The 12054-nt window shown below is 33.5% G+C and carries 12 protein-coding genes and 1 pseudogene; 5 read left to right on the top strand and 8 right to left on the bottom strand.

Features of this window, described 5'->3' with window-relative positions:
* From Q0Q96_RS10855 to Q0Q96_RS10840, 4 genes and pseudogenes are all read left to right on the top strand, one after another.
* Nucleotides 1-119, top strand: a pseudogene (locus tag Q0Q96_RS10855) (ribonuclease III); the annotation flags it as partial.
* 91 nt (nt 120-210) lie between these two features.
* Complete coding sequence (locus Q0Q96_RS10850) at nt 211-699, top strand: IPExxxVDY family protein (protein ID WP_293875266.1); 489 nt, start codon at nt 211-213, stop codon at nt 697-699.
* Nucleotides 700-704: 5 nt separating this feature from the next.
* Nucleotides 705-2135, top strand: a complete 1431-nt coding sequence (pyk, locus tag Q0Q96_RS10845) for a pyruvate kinase (RefSeq protein WP_293875264.1) — start codon at nt 705-707, stop codon at nt 2133-2135.
* A 29-nt stretch (nt 2136-2164) separates the two neighbouring features.
* Entirely contained in the window at nt 2165-2923 is a 759-nt protein-coding gene (locus Q0Q96_RS10840) for a Bax inhibitor-1/YccA family protein (protein ID WP_293875262.1), read from the top strand.
* Nucleotides 2924-3262: 339 nt separating this feature from the next.
* On the opposite strand, the gene dinB is transcribed toward Q0Q96_RS10840, so the two are convergent.
* Nucleotides 3263-4345 (bottom strand): DNA polymerase IV, encoded by a 1083-nt coding sequence (gene dinB / locus Q0Q96_RS10835; RefSeq protein WP_293875260.1) that lies wholly within the window; start codon nt 4343-4345, stop codon nt 3263-3265.
* 124 nt (nt 4346-4469) lie between these two features.
* On the opposite strand from dinB, the gene Q0Q96_RS10830 reads away from it, so the two are divergent.
* Nucleotides 4470-4937: a CYTH domain-containing protein gene (locus Q0Q96_RS10830; protein WP_293875258.1), complete on the top strand. Its 468-nt coding sequence runs from the start codon at nt 4470-4472 to the stop codon at nt 4935-4937.
* Here Q0Q96_RS10830 and Q0Q96_RS10825 read toward each other — a convergent pair whose 3' ends face one another.
* From Q0Q96_RS10825 to hppD, 7 genes are all read right to left on the bottom strand, one after another.
* Entirely contained in the window at nt 4938-5486 is a 549-nt protein-coding gene (locus tag Q0Q96_RS10825) for a septal ring lytic transglycosylase RlpA family protein (RefSeq protein ID WP_366069202.1), read from the bottom strand.
* A 71-nt stretch (nt 5487-5557) separates the two neighbouring features.
* The gene (locus tag Q0Q96_RS10820) at nt 5558-5986 is read right to left on the bottom strand and encodes a hypothetical protein (protein WP_293875256.1); all 429 of its coding nucleotides are present in this window, start codon (nt 5984-5986) and stop codon (nt 5558-5560) included.
* 75 nt (nt 5987-6061) lie between these two features.
* Nucleotides 6062-7705 carry a glucose-6-phosphate isomerase gene (pgi, locus tag Q0Q96_RS10815; RefSeq protein WP_293875254.1) on the bottom strand — a complete coding sequence of 548 codons (1644 nt, stop codon included), beginning with the start codon at nt 7703-7705 and terminating at the stop codon, nt 6062-6064.
* 86 nt (nt 7706-7791) lie between these two features.
* Nucleotides 7792-9027, bottom strand: a complete 1236-nt coding sequence (locus Q0Q96_RS10810; RefSeq protein ID WP_293875252.1) for a peptidoglycan DD-metalloendopeptidase family protein — start codon at nt 9025-9027, stop codon at nt 7792-7794.
* 13 nt (nt 9028-9040) lie between these two features.
* The gene (locus Q0Q96_RS10805; protein WP_293875250.1) at nt 9041-9970 is read right to left on the bottom strand and encodes a tryptophan 2,3-dioxygenase family protein; all 930 of its coding nucleotides are present in this window, start codon (nt 9968-9970) and stop codon (nt 9041-9043) included.
* Nucleotides 9970-10746 carry a DUF3108 domain-containing protein gene (locus Q0Q96_RS10800; RefSeq protein WP_293875248.1) on the bottom strand — a complete coding sequence of 259 codons (777 nt, stop codon included), beginning with the start codon at nt 10744-10746 and terminating at the stop codon, nt 9970-9972. The genes Q0Q96_RS10805 and Q0Q96_RS10800 overlap by 1 nt, the downstream gene beginning before the upstream one ends.
* A 293-nt stretch (nt 10747-11039) precedes the next feature.
* Nucleotides 11040-12054, bottom strand: a 1015-nt coding sequence (gene hppD / locus Q0Q96_RS10795; RefSeq protein ID WP_293875246.1) for a 4-hydroxyphenylpyruvate dioxygenase, incomplete at its 5' end; no start/stop codon positions are given.

Raw genomic sequence — 12054 nt, 5'->3', positions numbered from 1 at the left:
TGAGCATCGATAACAAAGTAATTGCCAAAGCCAGAGCAACGTCAAAAAAGAAAGCAGAAGAAAAGGCATCGCACCGTGCTTATTTTGCATTTCAAGAAAAAATTGACAAAAAACTATAACGCTTTAGTTCATAAAATAACGTAAACCTAAAAACCGCATTGTGGAAATTTGTGACAGATAAACTATATTTACAACTTATTTTGCAACTATATGGCTGTTCACAAACTGCACCTTGATGATTTTGACAAAATAGATTATCAGTTAATTGCTATACACACATCACTTGAAGATTATTTATTAGCTTATTCTATAAATCAGAAACTACCTGTTGTACTCAAAAGAAGCGTTTGTAACATTCATATCAGTACTAAAAATGGTGAAACACAGTTTACATGTTTTAGCTTTCAAGACAAAAAAATAGGCGCTACTTTGAATTTAATTCAAAATAAAAATGATGTTTTACATTCGGAACAACGTTTGAATGAAGGTTTATTTGCAGAGAATAATTCAAAATTTTCAATGCAAACCTATTTTATTCCCGAGTTTAAAAAAGTAGATTTTTTTTTAAAAATAGAAAATGGAGCGGATTATATGGATACTTCGAAAATAACCAAAGAATTAAAAACAATTAAAGGCATCAGCACGCTTTATGCCGTTGATGTAGAAAAAATAAAGTCAAAAAATAATTTAATTTTTTAAGTATAATGCCAACAAATAAAAAAACTAAAATTGTAGCAACACTTGGACCTGCATGTAGTTCAAGAGAAGTAATAAAAAAAATGATAGATGCAGGAGTAAATGTATTTCGAGTTAATTTTTCTCATGCAGATTACCAAGATGTAAAAGAAAGAATCGACATTATCAGAGGTTTGAATGATGAATTTGGGTACAACACTGCTATTTTAGCCGATTTGCAAGGTCCAAAACTTCGTGTGGGTGTGATGAGAGAAGATGTAGTGGTTAACCCCGGAGATATTATCACTTTTCAAACTGCCGAAGATGTTCCCGGAACTGCCAAAAGAGTTTACATGAATTACAAAGAGTTTCCGAGAGATGTAAATCCAGGCGAAAAAATTCTTTTAGATGATGGCAAACTAATGTTTGAAGCATTAGAAACTAACCGAACTACAGAAGTAATTTGTAAAGTGATTCAAGGCGGACCCTTAAAATCTAAAAAAGGAGTTAACTTACCAAATACAAAAGTTTCGCTTCCTGCCTTGACGAAAAAAGACATCAAAGATGCTTTGTTTGCCATCGAACAAGAAGTAGATTGGATTGCGCTCTCTTTTGTAAGAACGCCAGCCGATTTAGAAGAACTCGCCGATTTAATTGCTAAACATTCGGCCTATAAAATCCCGATAATTGCCAAAATCGAAAAACCAGAAGCAGTAGAAAACATAGATAAAATAGTTGCTTTCTGTGATGGTTTAATGGTGGCTCGCGGTGATCTTGGTGTAGAAATTCCGGCGCACGAAGTGCCTTTAATTCAAAAAAAATTAATTCTTAGAGCAAAAACAGCGAGAATTCCGGTAATTGTTGCCACCCAAATGATGGAAACCATGATTACGAGTTTGACACCAACACGTGCCGAGGTAAATGATGTTGCCAATTCTGTCATGGATGGTACAGATGCTGTAATGCTTTCCGGAGAAACATCTGTTGGAAATTACCCCGTAGAAGTTATCGAAAAAATGACTCAAATTATTGAAGCCGTTGAAGACTCGCCATTAATTAATGTGCCACAAAATCCGCCACACGTTAGAACCAAACGATTTATTACCAAATCTATTTGTTATCATGCCGCTATAATGGCAAATGAAATTAAGGCTAAAGCCATCTCCACCCTTACCAATAGCGGTTATACAGCGTTTCAAATCTCGGCATGGCGACCAAAAGCGCATATTTTAGTTTATACCTCAAATAAGAGAATTTTGACCCAATTGAGTTTGCTTTGGGGTGTAAATGCGTATTTCTATGATAAATTTGTAAGCACCGATGACACCGTTGATGATGTAAACGAAATTGCGAAGCAAAAAGGCTATGTAAAAAAAGGCGATATGCTAATAAACCTTGCCGCCATGCCTGTGGCTCACAAAGGAATGGTAAACACTTTGAGAGTATCTGAAATAGAATAATTAACTTTGCTTATTAAAATAATATTATTATGAACTCAAACAATCCGTTTTTTAAAAACAAAACGTACTCCAATACTTCATCAGACATAGTTCATGATGCTGTTGTTATCGATTACAACCAAACCATGACTGTTTCGGGAACGATTAATAAAAGTTTCTTGATGTTGATTTTATTAGTTGCCAGCGCAGCAGTAACGTGGTTTATGGCATCCAATGGTCAAAATCCTATAATATTTACTATTGGTGGTGCTATAGTAGGATTTATTTTAGTATTGATTGCAACATTTAAACCACAATTATCAGGCTATTTAGCGCCAGGTTATGCCATCTTCGAAGGGCTTTTCATAGGTGGAATATCGGCTATTTTTGAAGTGATGTATCCCGGAATAGTGATTCAAGCTGTGAGTTGCACCTTTGTAACCTTTATGGTTTGCTTTGGGTTGTACAAATACAAAATTGTAAAAGTTACTGAAAAATTTAAATCAGTTGTTTTGGCTTCAACGATGGCAATTGCATCCTATTACTTGATTTCATGGTTGTTGTCGCTATTTACCAGCTTTCAACCGGTTCATTATGGCAATTCAATGATTAGCATTGGAATTAGCGGTTTTGTAATTGTAATTGCAGCATTAAATTTATTTTTAGATTTTGATCAAATAGATAAAGGCGTGCAACAAAAGATGCCAAAATACATGGAATGGTATGGCGCTATGGGGTTAATGATCACACTAGTCTGGTTGTATATTGAGTTTTTGCGATTATTATCAAAATTAAATAGTAGAAGATAAAAAGAATATTTGAAAAATTTAAACCAGCTTTCGAGCTGGTTTTTTTATGACTTATTTTAAAATGTTGTAAAAAAACTTAAAAGACGCCGATAAGTAATCAAAAAGCGTAAAAAAAGGATAATTTCTTACTTCGGATGGGTTAGATTGTTCATCGGACGGCTTACCTTGGTTAACGGATAGCTAATTCACATCTTCTGAATGCTAGAAATGGTCTTCGCACGTTTTCAAATAGTTAGCTAACACGCTTGTACAGTCGTCTAACTTCGTTGTGATTACTTCTGACGATCATTTTCTTACTTCAAATAAAAAAATGAGTTTCTTGAGCTTTTAAATTGGTTTCTAAAAATCAAATTTTAACTGTACCACCACTGTTTTCTTAATAGTCGTGTTCAAATTGTTTAACGACAATCCCAGTAGTCTAACCGATTCTTTCATGCGTTCTTGAAACAAGAGTTCCTTTGCAACTTCGAGCAGCAAGCCTTTGTCTGCAATAAAGTAGGGCAAGGTTTTACTGCGGGTTTGGGTAGTAAAATCGCTAAATTTTATTTTGAGTGTTACTGTTTTGCCCGAAATTGTATGCCTCTTTAATCGGTTTTCTAATTCAAAAGCGATTTGTTCCAGTCTTTCGAGCATAAAAATTTCCGAAGTCAAGTTTTCTTTAAAAGTATGTTCTGCGGCTACAGATTTGTTTATTCTATTGGGTTTAACTGCACTATTGTGAATTCCTCGAACGATATTGTAGTAATGCAAACCGCTTTTCCCGAAGTGTTCTTCTAGAAATTCACTTGTTTTTGATTTTAAATCTTTGCCTATAAAAATTCCAAATTGGTACATTTTATCTTTAGTAACTTTTCCTATTCCGTAGAATTTTTTGATGTCTAGATTTTCTAAAAACGGTTCTACTTCTAATGGATTTACTGTTTTTTGACCGTTGGGTTTGTTGTAATCACTGGCTACTTTTGCCACAAATTTATTGACCGAAATTCCAGCCGACGCTGTAATGCCAACTTCCTCATAAATTCGTTTTCTGATTTCTTGTGCTATTAGAGAAGCACTTGGATTTCCTTTTTTGTTTTGTGTAACATCAAGATAGGCTTCGTCTAGCGATAACGGTTCAACCAAATCGGTGTATTCGTAAAATATTCTTCTAATTTGTTTTGAGATTTCTTTGTATCGGTCAAATCTTGGCGGCACAAATATCAAATCTGGGCAATTTCTTTTGGCTTGAATGCCACTCATGGCAGAGCGCACTCCATACTTTCGGGCTTCGTAACTTGCCGCTGCGACTACACCTCTAATTTCGCTTCCGCCAACGGCTAACGGTTTTCCCTTAAGTTGTGGATGATCCATTTGTTCTACAGAAGCAAAAAAAGCATCCATATCGATATGGATAATTTTTCGGTATGAAATTGAATCCGTCATTTCACAAATTTATACTAATTTTGGAAAATAGCCCCGATAATAGTGGCATCCTTTATAGCTGTGAGGTTTTACAAAACCTTACAGCTATAAAGATAGAACGGTTAGCGGGAAAAGGCTCCAAAAAATGATAGAAATAGAACGTAAATTTTTAGTGCTTTCGGATGAATTTATTACCGATGCTTTTTCGAAAAAGAGAATTGTTCAAGGGTACATTAGTTCTCATCCTGATAAAACGGTTCGCATAAGAATAAAAGGCAATAAAGGATTTATTACGATAAAAGGGAAAGGAAATCACAGCGGTACCACTCGTTTAGAATGGGAAAGAGAGATTGGTTTGCTGGAGGCTGAAACTTTGTTAACGCTTTGCGAAAGCGGAATAATTGAAAAAATTAGACACGAAATAAAAGTAGGCAAACATATTTTTGAAGTCGATGTTTTTTTAGGTGAAAACGATGGATTAGTTATGGCAGAAGTTGAACTTGAAGATGAAAACGAATTTTTTGAAAAACCAAAATGGCTTGGTACAGAAGTAACTAATGACGAGCGATATTACAATGCGTATTTGAGTAAAAACCGTTTTACAAAATGGTAATTATTTTGATTCTACTTCTTCTAAAGTAACGATTACAACGCCCGAACTCTTATTGGAAGCAATATCCATAAATGCTTTTTTGCTTAAATCAATTTCTCGCACTTTTGAAAAGGGTCCTCGGTCTGTAATTTCAACAATAACTGATTTGCCATTTGTTTGGTTGGTAACTTTTACTTTTGTACCAAAGGGTAATTTTTTGTGTGCTGCCGTATAGCCATTATTGTCAAAACTTTTGCCGCTTGCTGTTCTTCTTCCGTTAAATTTATTGGCATAGTAAGAGGCATGCGCATTTTTTTTAAGAAACTTTAGCTTCACATCAAAAACTTTTAAAGAGTCTATCTCTAATCCGTTTTTAAGTTTGCTTTTTGAAGTATCAATTTTAGTATATCCAATTACTTTTTGGTGATTTTTTTTTTTGTGTGACTTTACTTTTACTATCTTTTCTCTGCTTTTATTTTTATGTTTGTGGTTATGTCTGTTTTCGCTTGAAAACGCAGTATTTAAAGACGTCAACAGGAATAAAAACAATATAAAAATTTTAAATTTCATCAATATTTGTTTAAGGTCAAAAGTGTTTTGCAAAAAATATCGGTTGATAAAAATCCCCAGCAGGACTTTTTTTAATTTTTAAACCACAAATTCCAAGGAATTCGGCTCAAGATAAGTACTAATCCTAAACCATAAAAAATAGCAATTGATCTAAATTTTCCTTTACTAGTAGATGCCTTTTTGTGTTTTGACCAGCCTATGGTGATTAAAACTATAGCAATAACATTGACAAGCGGATGTTCTAACGACGATAATCGCAATGCTGGATCGCTCATGTTTCCTAATGAAGCTTTTCCTAAAGGTGAAACAAAATAGAGAACAAGACCTACTAGCAGTTGAACGTGCGCTACAATCAATCCAAATAAAGCAATTTTTTTGTCTTTTGCTGTAAACTCATTTTTGGACGCTAATCCCACAAGAGAATTTATAACAGTAACTAACAGTAACAATAGGACTAAATAAGCCCAGCCTGAATGAAATTTTTGTATAAAAGTGTACATATATTATTTTTTTGAGTAACAAATATAACTAAAAAGGCATAAAAAAACGACAACTTAAAGTGTCGTTTTTGATAATTATTTGTTTTTAATAAAGTATTTTAATAAAAATTCTGTAGAAGAATCGTGTTTATTAATTGAACCTAAATTTATTTCGTCCAAAATAGAATTGGCAAGTTGTTTCCCAAGTTCGACTCCCCATTGATCGTAACTAAAAATATTCCAAATAATTCCTTGTACAAATATTTTATGTTCATATAAGGCGATTAATGAGCCAAGGGATTTTGGCGTTAGTTTGTCAATTAGCAACGTATTTGTGGGTTTATTGCCCGTAAAAATCTTGAATGGCAATAAGAAGGACGCTTTTTGAGTGGTTACATTTTGTTTTTCAAATTCATCCTTGACTATAGCTTCCAGCTTCCCGTTTAACAATGCTTCGGTTTGTGCAAAAAAGTTAGACATTAGCTTATCGTGATGGTCTTGATTGCCATATAGCGGTCTTAAAAATCCAATAAAATCAGTTGGAATGAGCTTGGTTCCTTGATGAATTAATTGAAAAAAGGCATGTTGCGAATTGGTACCAGGTTCTCCCCAAATGATAGTTCCTGTTTCATAATTTACTGGTTTTCCGTCGCGACCAATGCTTTTCCCATTACTTTCCATAATGCCTTGTTGCAAATAAGGCGCTAGCTTTTGTAAATATTGGGTGTAAGGAATGATTGCTTCGCTTTCGGCTCCAAAAAAGTTATTGTACCAAATGCTTAACAAAGCTAGAACAACCGGAATATTTTTATCAAAATCGGCGGTTTTAAAATGCTCATCCATTTCGTGTGCGCCTTTCAGTAAATCGTCAAAATTATCAAAGTCAACTGCTAGAGCAATAGACAATCCCACCGCACTCCACAGTGAAAATCGTCCGCCAACCCAATCCCACATTGGGAAAATATTTTCTGGATTGATTCCAAAATCGGTTACTTTTTGAATATTGGTAGAAACCGCTACAAAATGTTTCGCAACATCTTCTTGCTTTGCTGATTTTAAAAACCACTTTCTTATGGTTTCTGAATTTGTAAGGGTTTCTTGTGTTGTAAATGTTTTAGAAACAATTACAAAAAGTGTGGTTTCAGGATTCAATTTCTTGATGATTTCGTTTACGTGATCACCATCGACATTAGAAACAAAATGTATATTCAAATGATTTTTATAAAATTGCAATGCTTCAACCACCATAGCCGGACCAAGATCTGAACCACCAATTCCTATATTTACTATATCTGTAAAAGGTTTTTCCGTATATCCCTTTCTAGTTCCCGAAATAATTTCATTAGTGAAATTTTTTATTATATTTTTAACATCAAAAATTTCAGGAATTATATTTTTTTCATTTACTAAAACCGTGTCGTTTTGTGAAGATCGTAAAGCGGTGTGAAGTACGGCTCTGTCTTCTGTTTTATTGATGTTTTCCCCTGAAAAATAACTATTTATAGCTGCTTTTAAATTTACTTCTTGTGTCAGTTCTTGAAGTAAATCTAAAGTTTCTTGAGTGATCCTATTTTTGGAATAATCAATTAAAAAATCTTTCCATTGAATGTGAAAATTTTCTGTTCTCGTTCTGTCATTGGTAAACATTTCCTGCATAGAAACGTTTTTCAATTGATTATAATGTTGCTTTAATTTTTCCCAAGCTTTTGTGCTGGTGGGATTTATAGTTGATAATGCCATTTTTTGATTTTTGAAGGACAAATTTACAAATATGATTACTATATTTCAAAGGAAACTTTTACGTTAACGTTATAGTTATTAAAAGTTTATTTTGAATTTATTGTGGCAACGCTGTCCAGCTCTCTTTTGAGCGGCGTCATGTATGCCATAAATTTTTGTTTATATCGACCATCCATTGGTGTTGAAGTGGGAAGTTTTAATTTTAATGCATCCACTTGTGCGCCATTTTGCCAAAAGCGGTAACAAACATGTGGTCCCGTCGCTAAACCTGTGCTTCCTACTTTACCAATAACTTGACCTTGTGTTACTTTTTGACCTCGTTTAACTAGTATTTTTGACATGTGTAAATATTGTGTCGAATAGGTTTTATCGTGTTTTACTTTTACAAAATTTCCATTGCCTGTGGTAAATCCGGCTTGTTCAACAACGCCCGCCGCGGTAGTCATAATAGGAGTTCCAGTTGGCGCAGCATAATCGGTTCCTTTGTGCGCTTTCCAAATTAACTGTACGGGGTGGAATCGGTTTTGTGTATAATGTGACGTAATGTTAACGTATTTTAATGGTGCTTTCAGAAAAAAATTCTTCAATGTTTTACCTTCTTCGTCATAATACTGTTGTTTTTTTGTATTGGCATCTGGAGCAAATGGGAAGGCATAAATTTGTTTTCCTTTGTATTCAAAAAAGGCGGCTTTCAAACTATCAACGCCGTCATAAACGGTATCATTAATAAATCTTTCTGTAAACTTCAATCCAAATTTATCTCCTTTTTTTAGTTTAAAAAAGTCGATGGACCAAGCATATATTTTGGCTATTTTTGGCGCTAATGAGGGGTCAACTTTCAGATTTTGAAGTGTTTCAGATAACGAACCATTTAAAGCCCCAGCAATTGTTCTTGATTTAAAAGTTAAAGGTTTTGTTTTTTTATACGCAACAATGGAATCTCGAAAATCTATCACATAATAATTTAGTTTATCAGGCTGGTAGATAAAAACTCTGATTTTATTGGTTTTGTCTTTACTACGAAGAATAATAAAAGCTTTTCCTTTTTTAATACTTCTAACGTCAAAAGTATCTTTAACCATTGCAACAATTTCGTGAACTTGTCTTCCATTTAAGTTTTGACGTTCTAAAATACTTCCAAAAGTATCCCCTGTTTGTATGGTGTCTTGTAACACATTATAATCTTGGATATTGAATCCAAATTCAACCATTTTTGGTAATTGTTTCGGAACAATAATTTCTTCTTCTTTAACTTTATTACAAGAAATTACGCAAATAGTAAGCAGGGAAAACAGAACGTTTTTTTGGAAGATTTTTGACATTATGTTTAACTTACTATTCTTCGCCCCAATGTTTTAGTTCTTCTTCGCTCCACAGCTTTGGGAAAAATATTCTTCGTTGGTATTTTGGATGCATATATTTTTTCCAATCACTTCCACCAGTGGCTTCTCCTGTTCCATTTGCGCTTTCAATATATTTTTTTGCAGCGTTTAAATGTCCCATAACCCAAGTAATATTTATAGTATAATCGTAGTGACGCATGGCTTGTATTAATGCCTCATTCATTTGATCTTCGTTGGGCAACTGCTTAAATTTTTGCCAAATATTAATGGTATTATATTCTTTCATGTAACGAAGAAATTCCTCTCTATATTTTCTCTCGAATTCTAAAATTAAAAACGATTTTTCACCCGTTTGATAATCTTTCCCTGCGGCTTGCCAATACAGATGTTCAAAGGCGTGAGAATAGGGTGTGTTTCTATCTATTGAATCTCTAAACCGATAGTCAATCAAATTAATTAAATCTGTGGATGAGAATTCTATAAATCTATATTGAGCGCTTTGAAATCCGCTCGCTGGTGTTAATGTGTTTCTAAACTTCATATACTGTGCTACTTCCATTCCGTCACCCATAATGTCAAATGATGTGGTGAGCATGTCAAAATAACGGCTTATTCTTCGCACCTTTTCGGTAAAAAATTCAGTACTAGGTTTTTCGGTATGACATAATTGATTGATTTCCCACAAAATCATTTTAAATAAGAGTTCATTGACCTGATGATACATAATAAAAACCATTTCATCTGGTAAAATGGTTCTTTGAGTTTGGAGATTAAGCAGTGCATCAGTTTGAATATAATCCCAATAGTTAAGTGGTTTAGACCAGAGTAATCCTTCAAGATGTGTTTCGGTTTTTTGGTTTATAGCTTTAAATTTTTCTTCTAAAGCATCTATAACTTGGTCGTGATTTGTTTTGCTAGTCATTAATCGTCTAATTTAACCATAAATGGATTTTTTAATCCTTTAAAACCGTCTAAATCCGCTTTTATAGAACCTACAGCCAAATCTGCTTTTATTCGCATAGGGATTTTATTTTCATCATCGGAAATCCATACAGTAAGACTTTCTTCTTCTTTAAAAACTCTTCCTGACTGAACAATAGGTCTAAAAATCATAGTTGGCACAGTTCCAAATTTAGTTTTTAAATCTTCTCTACCTATAAATTTTAACTTAAATTTTGTGATTTCATCATCAAAAAACATATCAACCGAAATGTATTCTCCAACTTTCATAGTATTTACTGCAGGATGGTTTCTTAAAAAATAAAATGTAGAAACTATGTCTTGAACATTTTCGGTTACGCTAAATGTTTTTTCTGTTTTGTCTTTATAGTTTTTGATTAAAACTTTATTGGTATTTTGATTAAAAAAACCTTCTTGATCTTTTGAGTAGCCTCCTTCATCTATTTTTCTAACAAATTGATACGGCTTATTAGTTTTTTTATCAAAATAACTTTCGTAATTATCGTTTACTTTAAAGAAGAAACGAGACATCCCAACGGTATATCCTTTACCAATTGCATGGTAGACTTTTTTATTGTTTTTTGTAGCTTCTTGAACCTCAAGAGTAGCGTAACCCGCATTTATAAACCCGTAATGAATTCTAAATTTAAACCATTCGCCTGTATCATAGGCTTCTGGTTTTTGAGAATCGAAACTTACAGTGATTAAAAGCAATATTAGGAAGAGAATATTTTTCATTTTTAAATTGATTTTAAAACTGTACATACAATTTCTGTTCCAAATGTATTAAAACAAAAAAACCCAGTCAAATTAATGACCGGATTTTTATGCTATTAACCAACCAAAAAACTATAAATCATTACAATTTATCCAAAAAAATAAAGGAAACCACTCCTATTTTTTTTGATAGTGCAAATGTAATTCATACGATTGCATAATTGCAAGTGTTTTGTCAACTTTAACAGATAATCAATAAATAAATTCTTGATTAGTGGTAATTTATTGAATAATGTTTAAATAAAATGATTTTTTTACAACGTTCCTCTCAACATTTGTTCCCGTTCGATTGACTCAAACAATGCTTTGAAATTTCCTGCGCCAAAACCTTTTGCTCCCATACGTTGAATAATTTCATAAAACAGCGTTGGTCTGTCTTCTTGAGGTTTGGTAAAAATTTGTAACAAATAGCCGTCCTCATCCGCATCAACCATTATAGCAAGTTTTTCAATTACCACTAAATCTTCTTTCATCATGCTCATGTGTTCGCCAAGACGGTTCGGAATGTCTTCATAATAAGCATGCGGTGGCGCTGATAGAAACTCTATTCCTCTAGCGCGAAGTTCTGATACAGTTTTAATAATATCATCAGTAGCAATAGCGATATGTTGCACACCTGGACCGCCATAAAAATCTAGATATTCTTCTATTTGTGAGCGTTTATTTCCTTTTGCAGGTTCGTTTATAGGAAATTTTATTCTGCCGTTGCCATTGCTCATTACTTTGCTCATCAACGCAGAATATTCAGTATGAATTTGTTTATCGTCAAACGAAAGAAAATTTACAAATCCCATTACGTCTTCGTACCATTTCACCCAAGTATTCATTTCTCCCCAACCCACATTACCTACCATGTGGTCAATATATTTCAAACCTACTGAAGACGGATTATAATCCGATTTCCATGCTTTATATCCCGGTAAAAATATTCCGTTGTAGTTTTTTCTTTCGACAAATATATGAACGGTTTCACCATAAGTATAAATACCAGAACGAACAACTTCACCAAATTCATCTTTTTCAATGGTAGGTTTCATAAATGGTTTTGCACCACGCTTTGTAGTTTCTTCAAATGATTTTGTGGCATCTTCTACCCAAAGTGCAATTACTTTTACACCATCACCGTGCTTTGTCAAATGTTGATTAATAGGGGAACTAGAATTTAGTGGTGTTGTTAATACAATGCGAATTTTATCTTGCGACAAAACATAAGATGCATAATCCTTGCAACCAGTTTCTAAACCTTTGTAAGCATAGGATTGAAAACCA

The sequence above is a fragment of the Flavobacterium sp. genome, from assembly GCF_025352015.1.
Taxonomy (GTDB): Bacteria; Bacteroidota; Bacteroidia; order Flavobacteriales; family Flavobacteriaceae; genus Flavobacterium.
Note: the sequence above shows the minus strand (reverse complement) of the source record. Positions and strands in the feature narration are given on the sequence as shown.

Excerpts from the sequence above, each read along its gene's own strand:
- Q0Q96_RS10810 (WP_293875252.1), bottom strand. The coding sequence starts at position 9,027 with ATGTCAAAAATCTTCCAAAAAAACGTTCTGTTTTCCCTGCTTACTATT.
- Q0Q96_RS10825 (WP_366069202.1), bottom strand. The coding sequence starts at position 5,486 with ATGAAATTTAAAATTTTTATATTGTTTTTATTCCTGTTGACGTCTTTA.
- Q0Q96_RS10800 (WP_293875248.1), bottom strand. The coding sequence starts at position 10,746 with ATGAAAAATATTCTCTTCCTAATATTGCTTTTAATCACTGTAAGTTTC.
- Q0Q96_RS10840 (WP_293875262.1), top strand. The coding sequence starts at position 2,165 with ATGAACTCAAACAATCCGTTTTTTAAAAACAAAACGTACTCCAATACT.
- Q0Q96_RS10805 (WP_293875250.1), bottom strand. The coding sequence starts at position 9,970 with ATGACTAGCAAAACAAATCACGACCAAGTTATAGATGCTTTAGAAGAA.
- Q0Q96_RS10850 (WP_293875266.1), top strand. The coding sequence starts at position 211 with ATGGCTGTTCACAAACTGCACCTTGATGATTTTGACAAAATAGATTAT.
- Q0Q96_RS10820 (WP_293875256.1), bottom strand. The coding sequence starts at position 5,986 with ATGTACACTTTTATACAAAAATTTCATTCAGGCTGGGCTTATTTAGTC.
- Q0Q96_RS10830 (WP_293875258.1), top strand. The coding sequence starts at position 4,470 with ATGATAGAAATAGAACGTAAATTTTTAGTGCTTTCGGATGAATTTATT.
- pyk (WP_293875264.1), top strand. The coding sequence starts at position 705 with ATGCCAACAAATAAAAAAACTAAAATTGTAGCAACACTTGGACCTGCA.
- pgi (WP_293875254.1), bottom strand. The coding sequence starts at position 7,705 with ATGGCATTATCAACTATAAATCCCACCAGCACAAAAGCTTGGGAAAAA.
- dinB (WP_293875260.1), bottom strand. The coding sequence starts at position 4,345 with ATGACGGATTCAATTTCATACCGAAAAATTATCCATATCGATATGGAT.